Source organism: Methylobacterium trifolii, from assembly GCF_022179685.1.
GTDB classification, from domain to species: Bacteria; Pseudomonadota; Alphaproteobacteria; order Rhizobiales; family Beijerinckiaceae; genus Methylobacterium; species Methylobacterium trifolii.
This window is the reverse complement of record NZ_BPRB01000026.1, coordinates 1-18,045: the sequence shown is the minus strand read 5'-3', so window position 1 is coordinate 18,045 and position 18,045 is coordinate 1. Positions and strand designations below refer to the sequence as shown.

The 18,045-nt window shown below is 71.4% G+C and carries 19 protein-coding genes; 8 read left to right on the top strand and 11 right to left on the bottom strand.

Annotated elements, in window-relative coordinates; genetic code table 11:
* Positions 1 to 6: 6 nt before the first annotated feature.
* Positions 7 to 459 (top strand): cupredoxin domain-containing protein, encoded by a 453-nt coding sequence (locus COGEMETH_RS01980; protein ID WP_238180945.1) that lies wholly within the window; start codon positions 7 to 9, stop codon positions 457 to 459.
* A gap of 55 nt (positions 460 to 514) precedes the next feature.
* On the opposite strand, the gene COGEMETH_RS01975 is transcribed toward COGEMETH_RS01980, so the two are convergent.
* Both COGEMETH_RS01975 and COGEMETH_RS01970 read right to left on the bottom strand, forming a co-directional pair.
* Positions 515 to 1,027: a hypothetical protein gene (locus COGEMETH_RS01975; RefSeq protein ID WP_238180944.1), complete on the bottom strand. Its 513-nt coding sequence runs from the start codon at positions 1,025 to 1,027 to the stop codon at positions 515 to 517.
* A gap of 290 nt (positions 1,028 to 1,317) precedes the next feature.
* Positions 1,318 to 1,671 (bottom strand): hypothetical protein, encoded by a 354-nt coding sequence (locus COGEMETH_RS01970; protein ID WP_238180943.1) that lies wholly within the window; start codon positions 1,669 to 1,671, stop codon positions 1,318 to 1,320.
* Positions 1,672 to 1,946: 275 nt separating this feature from the next.
* On the opposite strand from COGEMETH_RS01970, the gene COGEMETH_RS01965 reads away from it, so the two are divergent.
* Both COGEMETH_RS01965 and COGEMETH_RS01960 read left to right on the top strand, forming a co-directional pair.
* Complete coding sequence (locus COGEMETH_RS01965) at positions 1,947 to 3,074, top strand: NHL repeat-containing protein (protein WP_238180942.1); 1,128 nt, start codon at positions 1,947 to 1,949, stop codon at positions 3,072 to 3,074.
* 130 nt (positions 3,075 to 3,204) lie between these two features.
* The gene (locus COGEMETH_RS01960; protein ID WP_238180959.1) at positions 3,205 to 4,272 is read left to right on the top strand and encodes an amidohydrolase family protein; all 1,068 of its coding nucleotides are present in this window, start codon (positions 3,205 to 3,207) and stop codon (positions 4,270 to 4,272) included.
* Positions 4,273 to 4,404: 132 nt separating this feature from the next.
* On the opposite strand, the gene COGEMETH_RS01955 is transcribed toward COGEMETH_RS01960, so the two are convergent.
* Positions 4,405 to 4,701: a hypothetical protein gene (locus COGEMETH_RS01955; protein ID WP_238180941.1), complete on the bottom strand. Its 297-nt coding sequence runs from the start codon at positions 4,699 to 4,701 to the stop codon at positions 4,405 to 4,407.
* 6 nt (positions 4,702 to 4,707) lie between these two features.
* On the bottom strand, positions 4,708 to 4,872 hold the full coding sequence (locus COGEMETH_RS01950; protein WP_238180940.1) for a hypothetical protein: 165 nt from the start codon (positions 4,870 to 4,872) through the stop codon (positions 4,708 to 4,710).
* Between the two features lie 392 nt (positions 4,873 to 5,264).
* Here COGEMETH_RS01950 and COGEMETH_RS01945 point away from each other — a divergent pair, with 392 nt between their 5' ends.
* Together COGEMETH_RS01945 and COGEMETH_RS01940 are read left to right on the top strand one after the other, a co-directional pair.
* Complete coding sequence (locus COGEMETH_RS01945; RefSeq protein WP_238180939.1) at positions 5,265 to 6,287, top strand: SDR family oxidoreductase; 1,023 nt, start codon at positions 5,265 to 5,267, stop codon at positions 6,285 to 6,287.
* A 1-nt stretch (position 6,288) separates the two neighbouring features.
* Positions 6,289 to 7,182 carry an alpha/beta fold hydrolase gene (locus COGEMETH_RS01940; RefSeq protein ID WP_238180938.1) on the top strand — a complete coding sequence of 298 codons (894 nt, stop codon included), beginning with the start codon at positions 6,289 to 6,291 and terminating at the stop codon, positions 7,180 to 7,182.
* Between the two features lie 167 nt (positions 7,183 to 7,349).
* Here the strand turns inward: COGEMETH_RS01940 and COGEMETH_RS01935 are convergent, their stop codons facing one another.
* Positions 7,350 to 8,693: a dicarboxylate/amino acid:cation symporter gene (locus COGEMETH_RS01935; RefSeq protein WP_238180937.1), complete on the bottom strand. Its 1,344-nt coding sequence runs from the start codon at positions 8,691 to 8,693 to the stop codon at positions 7,350 to 7,352.
* A gap of 295 nt (positions 8,694 to 8,988) precedes the next feature.
* On the opposite strand from COGEMETH_RS01935, the gene COGEMETH_RS01930 reads away from it, so the two are divergent.
* Genes COGEMETH_RS01930 through COGEMETH_RS01920 form a run of 3 tightly spaced genes read left to right on the top strand, consistent with a single transcriptional unit; the run spans position 8,989 to position 12,824 of the window.
* On the top strand, positions 8,989 to 10,950 hold the full coding sequence (locus COGEMETH_RS01930) for a sensor histidine kinase (protein WP_238180936.1): 1,962 nt from the start codon (positions 8,989 to 8,991) through the stop codon (positions 10,948 to 10,950).
* Positions 10,947 to 12,305 (top strand): sigma-54-dependent transcriptional regulator, encoded by a 1,359-nt coding sequence (locus COGEMETH_RS01925; protein ID WP_238180935.1) that lies wholly within the window; start codon positions 10,947 to 10,949, stop codon positions 12,303 to 12,305. Before COGEMETH_RS01930 ends, COGEMETH_RS01925 begins: the two co-directional genes overlap by 4 nt.
* 21 nt (positions 12,306 to 12,326) lie before the next feature.
* Positions 12,327 to 12,824, top strand: coding sequence for a methylated-DNA--[protein]-cysteine S-methyltransferase (locus COGEMETH_RS01920; protein WP_238180934.1), 498 nt, complete (start codon positions 12,327 to 12,329; stop codon positions 12,822 to 12,824).
* 14 nt (positions 12,825 to 12,838) lie between these two features.
* Here COGEMETH_RS01920 and COGEMETH_RS01915 read toward each other — a convergent pair whose 3' ends face one another.
* The 6 genes from COGEMETH_RS01915 to COGEMETH_RS01890 form a co-directional block, all read right to left on the bottom strand.
* Positions 12,839 to 14,827: a glycosyltransferase family 2 protein gene (locus tag COGEMETH_RS01915; protein WP_238180933.1), complete on the bottom strand. Its 1,989-nt coding sequence runs from the start codon at positions 14,825 to 14,827 to the stop codon at positions 12,839 to 12,841.
* Between the two features lie 157 nt (positions 14,828 to 14,984).
* Positions 14,985 to 15,983 (bottom strand): sulfotransferase family protein, encoded by a 999-nt coding sequence (locus COGEMETH_RS01910; protein ID WP_238180932.1) that lies wholly within the window; start codon positions 15,981 to 15,983, stop codon positions 14,985 to 14,987.
* Positions 15,980 to 16,228, bottom strand: coding sequence for a hypothetical protein (locus tag COGEMETH_RS01905; protein ID WP_238180931.1), 249 nt, complete (start codon positions 16,226 to 16,228; stop codon positions 15,980 to 15,982). The genes COGEMETH_RS01910 and COGEMETH_RS01905 overlap by 4 nt, the downstream gene beginning before the upstream one ends.
* Entirely contained in the window at positions 16,225 to 16,830 is a 606-nt protein-coding gene (locus COGEMETH_RS01900) for an aspartyl/asparaginyl beta-hydroxylase domain-containing protein (protein ID WP_238180930.1), read from the bottom strand. The genes COGEMETH_RS01905 and COGEMETH_RS01900 overlap by 4 nt, the downstream gene beginning before the upstream one ends.
* 41 nt (positions 16,831 to 16,871) lie before the next feature.
* Complete coding sequence (locus tag COGEMETH_RS01895) at positions 16,872 to 17,465, bottom strand: GNAT family N-acetyltransferase (RefSeq protein ID WP_238180929.1); 594 nt, start codon at positions 17,463 to 17,465, stop codon at positions 16,872 to 16,874.
* Positions 17,466 to 17,493: 28 nt separating this feature from the next.
* Entirely contained in the window at positions 17,494 to 18,039 is a 546-nt protein-coding gene (locus COGEMETH_RS01890; protein ID WP_238180958.1) for a phage tail protein, read from the bottom strand.
* Between the last annotated feature and the right edge of the window lie 6 nt (positions 18,040 to 18,045).

Sequence of the window (18,045 nt, the reverse complement as noted above, 5' to 3'; positions counted from 1 at the left end):
ACCCCCATGCGCCATTCCCTGCCGACGCTCGCCACGCTGGCCGCACTCGTCCTGGCCGGCCCGGCTTGCGCCCAGGGCAAGCCCCTCGCCAAGCCCGCGAGCGATGCGATGCCGCCGGTGGAACTGACCATCGGCATGGATGGCGGCAAGCCCGTCTGCGAGCCGGCCGAGCTGCGTCTTCCCGCCGACACGAACGTGACGCTGAACATCGTCAGCCGCGCCGACACGCCGGTCACGATCACCGCTGCCGGCCAGTTCGAGAACGCCCACGTGCTCCACGCCGACGGCGATCTGATCCATGCGGCGAGCGAGAAGGGCTATACCGTCAAGCAGAACGGCAAGGGCACGCTCCGCCTGAGGACGATGTCGGCGGGCGAGGTGGCCTATGGCTGCACCAGCAACCGCAACGCCGATGCGCCGTTCGTGGGTAGGCTGATCCTGAGCGCACCGGCCGGTTGAATTCGGCCTGTTTCCGGCGTCCTCAGGTTGGCCGGCCGCTACGCGTCGCCGAGAGCTATGGTCGGGTCGCGATACGGCACACGTCGTTGAAACGCCCGAGATCGATGTTGAAGACATCGATGGAAAACGAGGTCCGGACGCCGCCCTGGCTCGTCACGGCGATCGTGCTCCGTGCTTCCAGCACCGCCCGGACCATGTCGAAGCGCCGGTCTCCAGCGTCGAAGAGCGCTCCGAACACGATCGATCGTTCCCCGGAAAAGCCGCGCAGGCGGATATCGTAACGACGGCCTTCGTCCGCGCTGACGGTGAAAAGCTGCTCTTCGTCGTGTTGGGTGAAGCCCTCGACCGGGATCGGTGTGTGGACGAGGAAGCTGACGCTGCGTTCCACGGTGTTCATGCAGCCGATCGTGAGCGCGTGGCTCTTGTCCTGCGACTTGAGCAGGAAGTCTGCCGTCTCGACTTCGAGATGAGGATTGCGCCCTTCGGTGAAGCGCCATGTTTCGGCGGAGGCAGACCGGGGGCAGGAGACGGCGAGGGCGAAGCAGATCGACACCAAAGTCGTGCGCATAGGACAGGCTCGTCTCGGCAAGCGGATCGCCCGACCGATGAAGGACCGATGTTACGGGCCGATTTCCTGAGCGGCCCTTTTGCGCCGCACGTCCTGAACGGGCCGATCGGTCGCCGGCTCCGTGGCGAATGGCGTCCGCTCCCGGAAGCGGACGTTCCAATTGTAACGGGCGGCCCGTGCCGAGCCGGCCCGTTTCATGCTCATCGGCAGGCCCGTCCCTTCTCGACAAGGCCCGGACCGGCCTTCGCCATCGGCCGATGCGCCGGTTCCGTGACGCGGGAAAACCCTTCCTACGGCAGGGCGCCGGCCTTCTCCTTCGCCTTCAGGATCGTGTCGCGGCAGCCTTCCGCATCTCCGGCCTTGTCCTGGGCGCTGGCCTTCTCGACCAGGCTGCGCGCCTCCTCCACGCCGCCTGAGGTCGACTTGGCGTCGGGATCGCTCGGCTTCGTCGCGGGCGGCCGGGCCAGGGCCTTGTCCGTTCCGGGCGCCGTCGCGCCGGCCTGGCTCTCGCCGGCGACCTTTCGCGCACCGGCGCTGTCGAGACGCTTCTGCAGGGTCGTGATCTCCTCGGAGCAGGAGGAGGCCAGCGCCGGGCTGCCGGCAAGCAGCATCAGGGCGGTGGGAATGGCAAGCGACGGCCGCATCGGGCGTGTCTCCGGTTTTTCGGGGATGCCTGGGCCGGCATCCTCTCGGGTGGGTCTCCGGCAGACTCGCCGCACGCCGCAGAGTTTCCGCCCGCGGCGATCCACCGCCCGTCCGATCGGTCGCTGCGGGCCCGCCGAACCGACCGTGCCATGCCAGCGCGGGACAATGCCGCCCGGATGTCGAGCCCGGCTGCTGGACGAACGCGTCCGGCTGGCGTCCTATGACGTCAAAGACGGCGCGAACGCGCCGGAACACGATCGAGGGAGAAGACATCATGCTGCGATGCTGGGCGGCCGTGGCCGCGCTCGCCTTGCCCACTCTCGCTTTGGCCGTCCCGGCCATCGCCGAGGAACCGCTGCGCTTCGAGGTCGATCCCGCCTGGCCAAAGCGCCTGCCCAACGACTGGATCATGGGGCAGGCGGCCGGCGTCGCGGTCGATGCCAAGGACAACGTCTGGGTGGTCCAGCGGCCCCGGACGCTGACCGACGACGAGAAGGCGGCGAGCCTCGATCCGCCCAGGACCCGCTGCTGCAAGCCCGCCCCGCCGGTCCTCGTCTTCGACCAGGCCGGGACGCTGGTGAAGTCCTGGGGCGGCCCCGGCCAGGGCTACGACTGGCCCTCGAACGAGCACGGCATCCACATCGACCACAAGGGCTTCGTCTGGCTGGCCGGCAACGGGGAGACGGACGGCCAGATCCTGAAGTTCACCCAGGACGGCCGCTTCGTGCTCCAGATCGGCAAGCCGGGCGCGCAGACCGACAGCCAGGACACGACGCGCCTCGGCAAGCCCGCTGCCATGCAGGTCGATCCCGAGACCAACGAACTCTACGTCGCGGACGGCTACTACAACCACCGGGTCATCGTCTTCGATGCCGAGACCGGCGCGTTCAAGCGGATGTGGGGCGCCTACGGCAAGCCGCCGACCGACGAGAAGGTCGGCCCCTACGACCCGGCCGCCGCGCCGGCCGCGCAGTTCCGCAACCCGGTCCATTGCGTCCAGATCGCCCGCGACGGCCTCGTCTACGTCTGCGACCGCACCAACAACCGCATCCAGGTCTTCCGGAAGGACGGCACCTTCGTGAAGGAGATGTTCGTCGAGAAGGGCACGCGGGCCAACGGCTCGGTCTGGGAACTCGCCCTGTGGCCGGACGAGCGCGAGAGCTACCTGATCAACGCGGACGGGGCCAACAACGAGGTCCGCACCCTGAGCCGCGACACCGGCGAGGTCCTCGGGCGCTTCGGCCGCAACGGCCGGCAGGCCGGGGACTTCCACTGGGTCCACAACCTCGCGGTCGATTCGAAGGGCAACGTCTTCACCACCGAGGTCGACACCGGCAAGCGGGCGCAGAAGTTCCTGTTCCGGGGCGACATGGTGCTGCGCAAGCGCGCCACGGTCCAGTGAGGGCGACCCCATGACGATCACCGATCCCATCGCCGCCGGATGCGAGTGCTGCCGGCCGCGCCGCGGCTTCCTGCGCGCCCTGGCGGGCCTGGGTGCCGCCGCCACCCTGGCCTCGCGCCCCGGCCCCGCTATGGCCCAGGCCGTGCCGGAGCGCCCGCGCTATTCCGGCCTCGTGATCGATTGCCACGGGCACTACACCACCGAGCCCCCCGCCATGCTGGCATGGCGCAAGCGCCAGATCGATGCCATCAACGACCCCGCGCAATCGCCCTCGCCGTCGTCCCTGAAGGTCGGCGACGACGAGGTGCGGGCGAGCGTGGCCGACCGCCAGATCAAGCTCCAGACGGAGCGCGGCATCTCGCTGGCGCTGTTCTCGCCGCGGGCGGGCGGCATGGGGCACCACATCGGCAACGCCCGCACCAGCCTCGACTGGTCGATCGTCTCGAACGACATGATCCACCGGGTCGCGACCCTGATGCCGCGCAACTTCGTCGGCGTCTGCCAGCTGCCGCAGACGCCCGGCGTCTCGCCGAAGAACTGCACGGCGGAGCTGGAGCGCTGCGTGACGGAGCTCGGCTTCGTCGGCTGCAACGTCAACCCGGACCCGTCCGGCGGGTTCTGGACGGACCCGCCCCTGTCGGACCGCTTCTGGTATCCCCTGTGGGAGAAGATGGTCGAGCTCGACGTGCCGGGCATGATCCACGTCAGCGCCTCGGCCAACCGCAACTTCCAGGCGACGGGGGCGCATTACATGAACGGCGACACCACCGCCTTCATGCAGTTCGTCACCTCCGACCTGTTCAAGGACTTCCCGACCCTGCGCCTGATCATCCCGCACGGCGGCGGCGCGGTGCCCTACCATTGGGGCCGCTACCGCGGGCTGGCGCAGGACCTCAAGCGGCCGCCCCTGTCGGAGCTGATGCGCAACGTCTTCTTCGATACCTGCGTCTACCACCAGGCCGGCATCGACCTGCTGCTCAAGGTCGTGCCCACCGACAACGTGCTGTTCGCATCCGAAATGGTGGGCGCGGTCAACGGCATCGATCCCGAGACCGGCCACGCCTACGACGACACCAAGCGCTACGTCGAGGCCGCTGCGATCTCGGACGCGGACCGGGCGAAGCTCTACGCGGGCAATGCGACCCGGATCTATCCGCGGCTCGCCGCCCGGTTGGCGTCCGCCGGGGTGACGCCGTAGCGGATGTGACGCGCGACCGAACGGACCGTTCCTGATCGCAACCGTCGGCTTGCGATCGAAGATCTTACGTGTGCTCGCGGTCCACGCGCGACGATGCCGTCGACCGCCCGCAAGGCGTTCCCGGCCTTTCGATCATTCCGGCGAGGGCTCGGCCGCGGCGGCGCCGGGCTCCGGCACCGTCCTGCCCTCGGCAGGAGCAGCCGCGTCCGTTTCGCCAACGAGGGAGCCGATCAGGCGCAGCAGCTCCCGGTGCTCGGGCCCTGCCCGGCCGTCCAGCAGGAAGCGGCCGACCTCGACGCGCGAGGCCGCGCCGCCCGACGGGCCGTTCGGCTCGTGCAGGACGAAGACGCCGGCGGCATCCTCTCCGCGGCACAGGGACCAGCGGTCGCCGTTGGGGCTCGCGTAGAGCAGTCTCCGCACGTCTGCCATTCCGGTCTAGCTCGGCTGTTCCTCGGTCTTCTCGATCTCCGGGTCGTCGTCCTGGGGCGATGCCGGCTTGGGGGCGCCGGTCGCCCGGTCGCCCGGCGTCGGGGGCTTGGCCGGGGGAGCGTCGTCGGGCTCGGGCCCGTCGCCCATCTGCGGCTTATCTGCTTGGCTCATGGCCGGCATCCTCGAATTGCAAAGGATCTAAGCCCGATCGCGCGGCGGTGTTCCACCCTGTCCGGCCACGATCGACGCAGCGTCGCAGCCCTTCGGTCACGGGCGTGCCCGGCTCGTCGCGCGGCCCAGATCGGCGGGGCCGCACGACACGCCCGATCTACTCGGAGCACGTCCTCCGGGCGGCCTGGATATCGTTCCGGTGGCCGTACGGGCCCTCGACGGCCGCTCGCCTCGCCCCGTTGCCCCCGCGCGGTTCGCACGCGACTGCCGGCGCCGGGCGGCAGCGCGTGAAAAGGCCGCGCAGGGTGGCTTGCGAGGCAACATCTCCTCGCCTCGAACGTAGCCTGATGGCAGGGGCAGCCGCCTTCGCATGTCCGCGGAATCCATGAGCGATGCAGCACAAACCCCTGCGCGAGCAGACGATCGTCGTCACCGGTGCCTCCTCGGGCATCGGATTGGCCACGGCCCGCATGGCGGCGCAGGCCGGCGCGAGGGTTGTGCTGGCGGCCCGCAGCGGGCAGGCCCTGGCCCGCATCGCCCGTGAGATCGAGGAGGCCGGCGGCCAGGCCGTCCATGTCGTCGCCGACGTCGGCGAGCGTGCCGACGTGGAAGCGGTCGCGGCTGCGGCGATCCGGGCGTTCGGCGGCTTCGACACCTGGGTCAACGTCGCCGGCCTGACCATCTACGGGCCGCTCCACGCGATCTCGGACGCGGATCACGAACGCCTCGTCCGGACGAACCTCTGGGGCACGGTGTTCGGCTCGCTGGTGGCGGTCGAGCACCTGCGCAAACGCGGCGGTGCGCTCATCAACGTCGGCAGCGTCGCCTCGGACCTCGCCTTCCCGTTCCAGGGCATGTACGCGACCACGAAGCACGCGGTGAAGGGCTTCACCGACGCCCTGCGCATGGAACTGCGCCTGGACAAGGCGCCGGTCTCGGTCACGCTGGTCAAGCCGACCTCGATCGACACGCCCCTGCCCCGGCGCGCGCGGAACTACATGGACCGCGAGCCGATGCTGCCGCCGCCGATCTATCGCCCGGAAGAGGTTGCCGGCGCCATCCTGCATGCGGCGGTGCACCCGCGGCGCGACATCATCGTCGGCGGTGGCGGCAAGCTCATGGTGATGGGCAAGGAGTTCGCCCCCGGCCTCTACGACCTGCTCGCGCCGGCCATCGTCGCCTTCCAGAAGCGCGCCGCGCCGCCGCGCCGCCCGGCGGGCGCGCTGCACGCCCCCGAGGAGGACGATACGGGGCACGTCCGCGGCGATCAGCCGGGCTACGTCATGCGCACCAGCGCCTACACCCGCGCCGCCCTGCACCCGCTGGCCGCCGCTGCGGCCGTCGCCGGGCTGGGACTCGCCGCAGCCGTACTCCTCGCGCCGGATCGGTCCCGGCAGCGCCGGCGCCCGTTCTGAGATGCGCGCATCATCGGGCGAGGTGACGGAGGCGGCCGGGGCCTATGCGGGGGGAGACGGTGCCGTCGCGCGCGCCTTCGTGCCGCTGACGGGCGAGCGGAGCATCGCCTACGCCGAGGCCGGCGCCGGCTCCCCCGTCGTGCTGATCCACGGAACGCTGATGACCCTGGAGGACATGTGGCTGCCCCTGGGGCCGGACCTGTCCCGCCGCCACCGGGTCGTGGCCGTGGACAGGCCGGGCCATGGCCTCAGCGTGCGCCGCCGCCTGGTGGACGCCTCGCCGTGGCGGCAGGCCGAACTGATCCACGCGGCGCTGGAGGTCATGGGCGTCGAGCGCCCCATCGTGGTCGGCCACTCGTTCGGCGCCACGGTGGCCCTCTGCTACGGCCTGCTCTACCCGGAACGGACGGGCGGCATCGTCGCGCTGGCGCCCCTGTGCTTCCCCGAGCTTCGGCTCGAACAGGCCCTGTTCGGCCCCCGGTTTCCCCTCGTCGCCGGCACGGCCCTGGCGTCGGTCCTGGCGAAGGTCGCGGACCCCGTTCTGCTGCCGCTGCTCTGGCGGGCGATCTTCCTGCCGCAGACGATGCCGATGGCGTTCGCGCGGCGCTTCCCGGCCGGGTACGCGTCGGGCCCCGACCGCATGATCGCGGAGGGCGAGGATGCGATGAGCGTCTGGCCGGCCCTGACCCGCCTGGCGCTTTCCTACGGGTCCTGCCGGGTGCCGGTGCGCATCCTCGGCGGCTCGGCCGACGTCGTCGTGAACAACGCGGCCCATGGCAGCGCGGCCGCGCGGTTGATACCCGGCGCACGCTTCCGCTGGATGCCGGGCATCGGGCATATGCTGCACCATTTCTGCGGGGATGACGTTTCTGCCGAAGTGGGCGACCTGCTCTAGGTCCTGGTCGTGCCGCGCACTTTCGCGACGAACCGGTATCCACTGCGTCGGGGTGCGCTCTGACGGCTGGTTCCGCTCCGGGGCGTCGCGCACGAAAAAGCCCGTCAGGTCCGACCTGACGGGCTGGGTTCCGGCCGCCCGGAATCCGGGCGGCGTGCTCGTGCGGCCTACGCCGCCGGCTGGAGGGCGGGCATCTCGGACTCGAGGGGGGCGGGGTTGCCGTCGAGGGCCGCGGCGAGCTTGGCCTCGTCGACCTCGCCCTCCCAGCGCGCGACCACGATGCAGGCCACCGCGTTGCCGATGAAGTTCGTGAGCGCCCGGCACTCGGACATGAACCGGTCGACGCCCAGGATCAGCGCCATGCCGACCACCGGCACCGAGGGCACCACCGCCAGCGTCGCGGCCAGCGTGATGAACCCGGAGCCGGTGACGCCCGCCGCCCCCTTCGAGGACAGCATCGCCACCAGCAGCAGCAGGGCCTGCTCGCCGAACGAAAGCGGCGTGTCCGTCGCCTGGGCGATGAACAGGGCCGCCATCGTCATGTAGATGTTGGTGCCGTCGAGGTTGAACGAGTAGCCGGTCGGCACCACGAGGCCGACGACGGGCTTCGAGCAGCCCGCCCGCTCCATCTTCTCGAGCAGCGAGGGCAGCGCCGATTCCGAGGACGAGGTCCCCAGAACCAGCATCAGCTCCTCCTTGATGTAGCGGATGAGCTTGAGGATCGAGAAGCCGTTGTAGCGGGCGACCGCCCCGAGGACGACGAGCACGAAGATCGCCGAGGTGAGGTAGAACGCGAAGACGAGGTAGGCGAGGTTGGCCAGCGAACTGATGCCGTACTTGCCGATGGTGAAGGCCATCGCGCCGAAGGCGCCGAGGGGGGCGACCTTCATGATGATGTTGACGACGCCGAAGACGGCCTCGGACAGCACCTTGATGATGTCGAGCACGGGCTTGCCGCGGTCGCCCAGGAAGGCGAGGCCGAAGCCGAACAGCACCGAGAAGAACAGCACCTGCAGGATCTCGCCGCCCGCGAAGGCGCCGACCGCCGTCGTGGGGATGATGTTCATCAGGAACTCGACGATGCTCTGTTCCTTGGCCTTGCCGGCGTAGGTGGCGATCGACTTCGGGTCCAACGACTTCGGGTCGATGTGCAGGCCGTTGCCGGGCTGGAGCACGTTGGCCACGATCAGGCCGACGATGAGCGCGAGCGTCGAGAAGGTGATGAAGTACAGGAGCGCCTTGCCGCCTACGCGCCCGACCTTCTCCAGGTTGGTCATGCCGGCGATGCCGGAGACCACGGTGAGGAAGATCACCGGCGCGATGATCATCTTGACGAGCTTGATGAAGGCGTCGCCCAGCGGCTTCATGTCGGCGCCGAGCTGCGGGTAGAGATGGCCGAGCAGGATGCCGATGGCGACCGCGACCAGGACCTGGAAGTACAGGGTCCTGTAGATCGGCTTCGGCTTGGCCGGCGGATGGGGGGCGGTGAGGGGTGACGGTACGGCAGCCATCTGGCATGCTCCCTGGTTCGAACTGCGGTGGCGTCGGCTCGCCCCGGATCGCTCCGGCCACGTCCGCCCTTGGTCTTGGCCTCTCGGCATGCAGCCCTGCCGTGGGGGCATGGCTGCATTTCGTGAATCGAATGGCAACCGCCGTGCCAGCCGCGGAACCGTGTGAAATTTTCGTTAAATATCTGATCCGTAAGGTATTTTTCGCATCGTGCCGCAGCCGTTCCGAGGTGGCCGGTGCGGGGTTCCGCACGCGCGCCATCGAACCGGTCCGGGATTCCGCACGCGAGGCCCGCCCGTGACCGCCCGCCCCGCGGACGGGGGCGGAACGCTCCGGCACGGGCGCCCCGGATTGCGCCGGAGCCTCGCCCTCGCCGCCGGCCTGTGCGCGATCCTGACGGCGGCCTGGATCGCGGGTCGTGCGGCCGAACGCTGGGTCCTGGCCGACCTCCACCGCACCGCCCGCTCGGCGATCGGTCTCCAGGTCGGGGTGCTGCTCTCCGAGATGCAGAAGCAGGCCTCCCTGCCCCTGGCGCTCGCGGCCGACCCCGAGATCGCCGCGATCGTCGGCCCCGAACCGGGCGCCGCCCTGGTCGCGCGGGTGAACGGGCGCCTCGCCCAGGTCGCGGCCGCCACCGGGTCGGCGGTGATCTACGTCATCGGCGCCGACGGCATCACCCTGGCGGCGAGCAACGCCGGCGGTGCGGGCAGCTTCGTCGGCCGGGACTACGCCTTCCGCCCCTACTTCCGGCAGGCGCTGGCGAATGGGTCGGGATCGCAGTTCGCCCTCGGCACCGTCTCGGGCCGCCCTGGCCTCTACCTCGCCCGCCGGCTCGCGAACGCGGCCGGCGTGGTGGTGGTCAAGGTCGAGTTCGATGCCGTGGAGGCGGCGTGGCGCGCGGCGGGCGACAGCGTCTTCGTCACCGATTCCCGCGGCATCGTCCTGGTCGCGAGCGATCCCGGCTGGCGCTTCTCCGCCCTGCGCACGATCGGCGAGGCCGAGCGCGGCCGCATCCGAGAGAACCTGGAATTCGGCACGGCCCCCCTGGAGATGCTGCCCCTGCACCCGGCCGAGGGCGGGGCGGATCTGAGCCTCACTCCGCGACCTGTCGAACGGTTAACGGGAGAACACGATGCGCCATCAGGACGGGCGAAGCAGGACGGCGTGTGCGACGCCAGGCAACCCTGCGTCGTCCGCGTCGGCCGGGGCGCCCTGCCGGCGTGGCCGGCGCTGCTCCTCGACGCCGGCATCCCCGGCACCGACTGGCGGCTGCACACCCTGACGCCGGTCGGCACGGCGCTGAAGCGGGAGCGGGTACAGGCCTGGATCATCGCCGCGCTCGCCACCGGGCTCGCCTGCCTCGGGCTGGCGGCGCTGGCCGGCCGGGGCCGGCGCACCCGGATGCGCCTGGCCCAGGCCGCCGCCCGCCGGGACGAGCTGGAGGCCAGCGTGCGCGAGCGGACCCGCGCCCTGAGCGAGGTCAACCGGCACCTGCGGGCCGAGATCGAGGAGCGACGCCGGGCCGAGGCGGAGCGCGAGCGCCTCGGCCGGGAACTGGCGCAGGCGGGGCGGCTGGCCGCCTTGGGGCAGTTCGCCGCCAGCATGGCCCACGAGATCAACCAGCCGCTGGCCGCGATCCGCTCCTACGCCGACAACACCGCGATCCTGGTCCGGCGCGGGCGCATCGAGGACGCGGTCGAGAACGCCTTCGCCATCGGCCGCCTCACCGACCGCATCGGCGGGCTGACGCGCCAGCTCAAGGGCTTCGCCCGGCGCGCCTCCCCCCGGCGCGAGCCGGTGGCGCTCGCCGAGATCCTGCGCAACGGCCTGGAACTGGTGGAGGCGCGGGCACGGGCCCTGGGCGTCGCCCTCGTCGTGGACCGGCCGGACCCGGACCTCCGGGTGCTCGGCGACGGCACGCGCCTGGAGCAGGTCGTGGTCAACCTGCTCCAGAACGCCCTGGACGCCACGGCCGGGCGTCCCGAGCCGCGGGTCGTGCTCGATGTCGCGTCCGGTTCCGAGGGCCCCGTCGCGGTCGAGGTCCGGGACAACGGCCCCGGCATCCCCGAGCCGGTGCGCGGGCAGGTGTTCGACGCCTTCTTCACCACCAAGTCGGACGGCCTCGGCCTGGGGCTCGCCATCGCCCGCGGGATCGTGGAGGATTGCGGGGGGCACCTGACGGTCTCGGACGGGCCCGGCGGCACGGTCTTCCGGATGGAACTCGCCCGTGCCCCTGAGACGGCGGAGGCGGACACGTGAGCGACGGCGCGGACGCACAGGCCCGTTGCGAGCGCGTCGTCTTCATCGACGACGAGGCGGAGGTGCGCCGGGCCAACCGCCAGAGCCTGGAACTCGACGGCTTCGCCGTCGAGGCCTTCGGCGCCGCCGAGCCGGCGCTCGCCGCGATCCTGGCCGACCCGCCCGGCGTCGTGGTCAGCGACGTGCGCCTGCCGGGGCTCGACGGGGGCGCCCTGTTCGCGCGCCTGCGCCGGGCCGACCCCGACCTGCCGGTGATCCTGATCACCGGGCATGGCGACATCCGCATGGCGGTGGCCGCGATGCGCGACGGGGCCTACGACTTCCTGGCCAAGCCCTATCCCGCCGAGGCCCTGGTGGCCTCCGTCCGCCGGGCCCTGGAGCGGCGCCGCCTCGTGCTGGAGAACCGGCGCCTGCGCGCCCGCCTCGACGCTGCCGTGGAGGAGGACACGGCCTTCCTCGGGGTCTCCCCGGAGATGGTGCGCCTGCGCCGCCTCGTGCGCGAGGTGGCGCAGGCCGACGTGGACGTGCTCGTCTTCGGCGAGACCGGATCGGGCAAGGAGGTGGTGGCCGGCGCCCTGCACCGCTGGAGCCGCCGCGCCGACCGGAACCTCGTGGCAATGAATTGCGGGGCGCTGCCCGACAGCGTGGTGGAGAGCGAGCTGTTCGGCCACGAGGCCGGGGCCTTCACCGGGGCGCTGAAGCGGCGGGTCGGCCGGATTGAGCACGCCCACGGCGGCACCCTGTTCCTCGACGAGATCGAGAGCATGCCGCTCGGCCTCCAGGTCAAGCTCCTGCGCGTGCTCCAGGAGCGCACGGTGGAGCCGCTGGGCACCAACGAGGTCAGGCCCGTGGACATGCGGGTGGTGGCGGCCACCAAGGTCGACCTCGGGCAGGCGGCCGCGCAAGGCACGTTCCGCGACGACCTCTACCACCGCCTCAACGTCATCACGGTTCTGATCCCGCCCCTGCGGGACCGGCGCGAGGACGTGATGCTGCTGTTCCAGCACTTCCTGGCGCGGGCGGCCGCCCGCTTCGGGCGCGAGGCGCCCCCGGTCACGGGGGCCGTGCGCGACCACCTGCGCCGGCACGCCTGGCCCGGCAACGTGCGCGAACTCGGCCATTTCGCGGAGCGCTGCGCCCTCGGCTTCGTGCCGCAGGAGGCGCCGGCGCCGGAGGCGGCCGCCGGCACGAGCCTCGCCGAGCAGGTCGACCGGTTCGAGCGCGGCCTGATCCGCGACGAACTGATCATGGCTGGGGGCGACGTGCGCGCGGCGGCCGAATCCCTCGGCACGCCGCGCAAGACCCTCTACGACAAGATCACCCGCCACGGCCTCGCGCCGACCGACTATCGGTAGCTGCCGCCGCAGGAGACGGCCATGGCCCATGTCTACGCGATCGTCCCCTCCCCCGTGGGCGCCCTGAAGCTGGTGGCCGGCGACGCGGGCCTGGCGGCCGTGCTGTGGAAGGACGACGACCCGGCCCGCGTCCGGCTGGGGGCGATGGTCGAGGACCCCGCCCACCCGGTCCTGCGGGAGGCCGCGCGACAGCTGGACGCGTATTTCGCAGGCCGGCTGACCGTCTTCACGATCCCCCTCGACATGGTCGGGACCGACTTCCAGAGGAAGGTCTGGGCGGCGCTGCTCACCATCCCGTTCGGGCAGACGCGCAGCTACGGCGAGATCGCCCGGCAGATCGGCAGCCCCAAGGCCGCCCGCGCGGTCGGCGCCGCCAACGGCCGCAACCCGGTCTCGATCATCACCCCCTGCCACCGGGTGATCGGATCGAACGCCGCGCTGACGGGGTTCGCCGGGGGCCTGCGCATCAAGGAGCACCTCCTGGCGCTGGAGAGTTCGCAGGGCCGGCTCGTCGCGTAGGCGCGCGCCGACGATCAGGCCGCAGACGGTGCGAGGCCGCCGTCGACGGCCAGCAATTCGCGCGCCTGCCGCACCTGTCCGGGGCCGACCTCGGGATCGTGGTCGTCCAACGTGATGTATCCGTAGACCTGGCGGTTGTCGAAGTATTGCGCGATCCGCGCATGCCGCGCCCGGCGCGAAAAAATCACGTAGTCGAAATCGTCCGAGCCGTCGTTGTAGCCCAGTTGCGGGATCACGTCCGCACGCACGACGTAGGTGCAATGGACCACCTGAAGCTCGATCAGGCCGGTCAGGTGCCGGAACAGGACGGGCTGATAGGTGTCGTTGTCCTTGAAATAGCCTTTGGCGTCGATGGCGGAATAGTAGTTCGAGTACAGGCGGGTGGGGTCGATGTGGCGCAGCAGCGGCGCGACGATCGGAAGGCCGGTGGCCACGAGGGTCTTCAAGGTGCACGGGCGGATGAAGTTGTCGCAATCGACCGTGAAGTAGTAGTCGCAACCGTGCTCGAGCGTCTTGGCCAGGCTCACGTCACGGATGTGGTTCAGCACGCGGAAGCGCGTGACGTTCCACTCGTGCACGCCGAACGTCTCGACGGGCACGGACACGTTCTGCCCGTCGTATTCCACCCCGGCATAGGCGCCGCCGACCCGCCCCAGCCAATCCTCGAGGATGTCCTTCGTGCGGTCGGTGTTGTTGTTCGTCCTCACGTACAGCACGATCGATGATTTCGGATAATCGAGTGCCTCGATGCATTCGAGGAAGAGGCGGAGCACCGGCTCCTTCTGCTTGGCGAGGATCGCCAGGAGGATGCGCGGGGGCGGCTCCGGCAGCCTCGGATGCAGCGTGCGCGGGGACGACAGGGCGTGCGCCCCGGCCTCGCTCGTGGCCGAGGCGGCCATGCCGGCGGTCCCGAGCTTGTCGAGGGAAAAGCGCATGTTGGCGAGGAAGCGCGGCTGGTCGGCCGCCGGGACCGTGCCGCCCTGCAGGGCCCGCAGGCACGCGTCGAGGCTGTCCCGGTAGCGCCCGGCCCAGTAGGCGTTGACCGCGTACTCGTCGTAGAGGCCGTACTCGTAGATCCAGGGCTCGACGAACAGCCCCGCCCCCGGCACCGGCAGCCCGAGGACCGGTTCGGCGGCGGCGCAGCCCTCGGCGTTGCGGCCGAGCCCGCGGCACAGCCGGGCTGCCGCGTGGGCGGCCTCCGCCCGCGACGGCACGGCCGCGCTCGCCCGGGCGTAGGTGGCCAGCACCGTGTCGGGGTCGCGGTCCAGGGCCTCCATCATCCGGCTGGCCTGGTATAGGCTGACGTAGACCTCCTCCTCCCAGAAGCCCAGCTCCGCGCGCCGCAGGTAGGCGTCGAGCGCCTTCTCCGGCTGCCGGCAATCGCGAAAGCTCTGGCCCAGGTAGAAGGTGTAGCGCGAGACCAGGAAGGGATCGGTCTCGGTGCGGAGCGCCGTCTCGAGGACGGCGGCGTCCTTGGCGTAGGTTTGCGGGTCGGTGCTGCGGCGGCCCTCGTGGTTGATCCGCATCAGGAGCGACAGGTGCCCGACCGTCTTCGCCGCGGGGCATTCGGGAAACTCGTGCAGCACCCCGCGGTAGCGCCATTCGAGGGCGTTGCTCACGAGCTGCGTGCGCTGGTAGCGGATCGGCCCGTAGACGATGTCGACCTGGTAGGAATCGGCATCGAGGGCCGGCATGGCGAAGTCCGGCGGCACCACGAACTCGTCGTCGGCGTCGATGATCAGGGAATAGTCGGCCCGCGGCCGCGACAGCGCCAGGGCCTCGCTGCGGTTGGTGCCGAAATCGACCCAGGGGCGCTCCATGAGGTCGCCGGGAACCCCTTGCATCGCCGCGCGGATCACGTCCTGGGTGCCGTCGGTCGAGCCGGTGTCGACGATGAGCCAGTGGTCGATGAGCGAACGCACCGAGGCGAGGCAGCGGCGGATCACCGGCGCCTCGTCCTTGACGATCATGCACAGGCAGATGGTCCGGCCGGATCGGGTCATCGAAATCCGTTCTCTTGAATAGGGGCCGCCGAGGGGACCGGTTCGTCATGGCCGCGCATCTTGGGCGAGCGGCGCCATCCCGCAAGCGCGATAGCCTCGGCCGATGCCGCGATCCAGCGGTTCGACGGCGCACGCGGCCGGATTCCCGGGACGGCGCTCAACCCGTTCCATGCCCTGATCTCCCGCCGTGCCGGGCCGCGTCGAGGGCCGCGAAGACGGGGCCGGCGATCGTCTGCGCGGCCTCCGCCCAGGGGGCCGCCTCCTGCCGCTTGGCGGCGCCCTCGGGCGTGAAGAGGGTGCCCGGCGCCTTGGCGTGCCGGCGGGTGGCGGCCGCCATGGCCTCGCACGCGGCTGCGCAGGGCGTGAACCCGAAATGCGCCGGCACCCGGTCGAGGAGCGCGCCGGGCAGGTCGTCGTAGCGCAGGAACAGGCCGCGGCCGGGCCGGCGGGCGGCCTCGTCCGAGGCGGCCTGGTCCAGGGCGGCTCGGCCCAGGGCCGCCAGCACGGTGAGCTGGTAGGCCGCCCGCGGCATCGTGAAGGCCGCCTCCAGGGAGAGTCCGAGGCGCTCGGGCGGGATGGCGCCGGGGGACGTGTCGGCGCCGCCGCGCCGCCGCTGCGAGGCCAGGATCTCCAGGGGGGCGCGGTAGAGGAACAGCCACGGCACGGTGGGGTAGAGGCGCGCGATCCAGCCGATGTCGAGCACGTCGGCGGCCATGAACTTCACGAAGAAGCGCGCCTCCCCCGGAAAGCGCGGCCGTGCGAGCGCGTTCAGGATGCCCATGAGCCACGAATCGGCGCGGTCCTGCGCCACGGGGACCTGGCGCGGGGCCTCCAGCATCGCGCGCACCGGCATCCCCTCCGACACCACGACGTTGGCGGGGTCGGCGGCCAGGGTTTGCGCGCACAGCGTCGAGCCGCAGCGTGCCGTGTGGAAGACGAAACCCGTGGGCGCGAGCCCGGCCGAGAGGTGCCGGAGGTCGTCGGCCGGAATCCGCTGCCGGAAGGCGGCGTTGAAGGGGTGGCCGATGGCCAGGGCCACCGTCTCGTAGAAGAACGGGTCCGTGAGGCGCCGCTCCCCGAGATGGCACCAGTCCACGCTCATCGCGCCGTCGACCCAGCCGGCCCGGAACGGCGTCCAGCCCCGGAGCCGGCTCACGACGCGGCCCCCGGGGGCGGCATCGGCGCGGGATGCATCAGCCAGCCGTGGCGGTTCTCCGCCATCGCGGCCTCGACCGCCTCGGCCGTGAAGCGCAAGCCCAGGGCCGCGCCCTCCGCCACCGCGGCGGCGGCCAGCGCCTGCCGGTCCGGGATCGGCCGGAGCCGGGCGGCGAGGTCCGCATCCTCGGCCACCCGCCGTGCGAAGGCCGGGAAGCCGCCACCCGCCTCGGCCGGGGCCGTCATGCCGCCTCCGCGAGCGCCGCCGCGAACAGCACCGCGATCCAGGGATCGACCCGCGCGTCGACGACGAGGTGCACCCGCGCCCCCGGACCGGGATTCTCGACGGCGTGCGGCTCCGACAGGCGCAGGTACCAGGCCGAGCCCGCCTCCATCACCACGCGGCGCCGGTTCAGGGTGAAGACCACGCCCGGATGGGTGAGGATCGGCACGTGGATGCGCACCATGCCTTCCTCGAAGGCGAGGTCGTGGTCGCGGTGCTCGCGGATCGTGGAGTCCGGCCCGAGGCGCATCAGCCGCACCGCCTCCAGCGGGCAGCGGAACTGCGCCAGCGCCGCCCGCAGCGCCGGGCAGGCCGCGAAGAAGGGCGTGTCGGCGTAGTCGCGGCAACCGGGATCGGAGTGGATCATCATCACCGGGTGCGTCGCGCCGGCCTGGGCGCGCAGGGGGATCACGTCCCAGTCGCCCGCGTAGTTGCGCGTGACGAAGTGGGCGATCCACGCCGTGTCGCCGAGGGCCGCGCATTCGGCCGCCAGCACCTCCGCGTCGAAGCGCAGGGGCAGGCGGAGCCGGTCGGGGATGGCCGTCATCGGCGTGGCGTCGTGCACGTCAAGAAGCTTCCGATCACCACGCGCCTGGGGGGGCGGTCTCACGGGGTGGGCGTCCATGCGAGGTCGTGGTGCAGGTCCGAGGTCGCCACGGTGGTAAAGCCCAGGCGCTCGTAGAGGCGGCGTGCCGCAGGGTTGCCGGCCAGGACCGACAGGCGCACGGGCAGCCCGGCCGCGCGCGCCTCGTCCAGGACCGCCCGGACGAGGGCCGTGCCGAGCCCCCGGCCCTGGCTCTCCGGCATCAGCGCCAGGTCGACGATCGTGATCGCCTCCGCCCCCCGGTCGGTCACGAGCCGCCCGGCCGGCGCGCCGGCGTGTTCCACGATCGCGAACCGGCCCCGCGGGTAGCGCGCCCGGTAGCCCGCCGCCTGCCCGGCGAACCCCTGGCGCAGCAGCAGCGCCGCGAGTCCGGGATCGACGCCGGCAAAGGCGCCGCCCTGCACTGCGGCGAAGAGCGCGAACAGGAACGCCCCGTCCGCCTCCGCCTCCGGCCGCAGGCCGGCGCCGCCTCCGGGACTGCGGCCGCGAAGCGCGGCTCCGGTCTCCCGGTCCGCCGCGCCGTCCTGCGGCGAACCGGCGGCCGCGTCGCCGGGCGGCGGGCCGGCGCCGGCGCCGGCGGCAGGATGGCCTGCCATGTCCGGGCATGCCATCTCCCGACCCCCGTCAGTTGCGCGACGGGAAGATGCCCTCCAGGCAGATGATGAAGTTCAGCGCCAGGTACGGCTGCAGGTTCGGATGCGGCTGGGAGCCGCCCGCATTCTTCACGACGCCGGGATTCAGGGTGACCGGGTTCGACGGCGAACTCCCATAGGTCTGAAACGTCGTCGCCCCGTTCGCGTCGTAGGTCTGGGCGAAATAGGCGTTGCCGGGGGAATCGCTGTTGCCGCTGTCGGCGTTGCCGGCGAGCAGATGGCTGTGCGCCGGAATCTGCGTGGTGTTCAGGGTGACGGTCTCGGTCCCGGACATCTGCCCGAGCGCGTAGGAGCTCAGGCCCGCGCCGCTGCCGGCATGGACGGGGACGCGCCCCTGCAGGTTCGGGAGGCCGAAGGTCGTAGTGCCGTTGCCACCATAGGTTGTTCCGAGAATCGCGTATAGGGCCGCGTATTGATTGATGTTCATCAGTTGTCCGTTGCAGAGCGCCCAGCCCCGGGGGGCGTAATTGCCGCCGAACAGTATGATCGAGCCTATGAAAGCGTCGTAATTACCCAGGCCCTT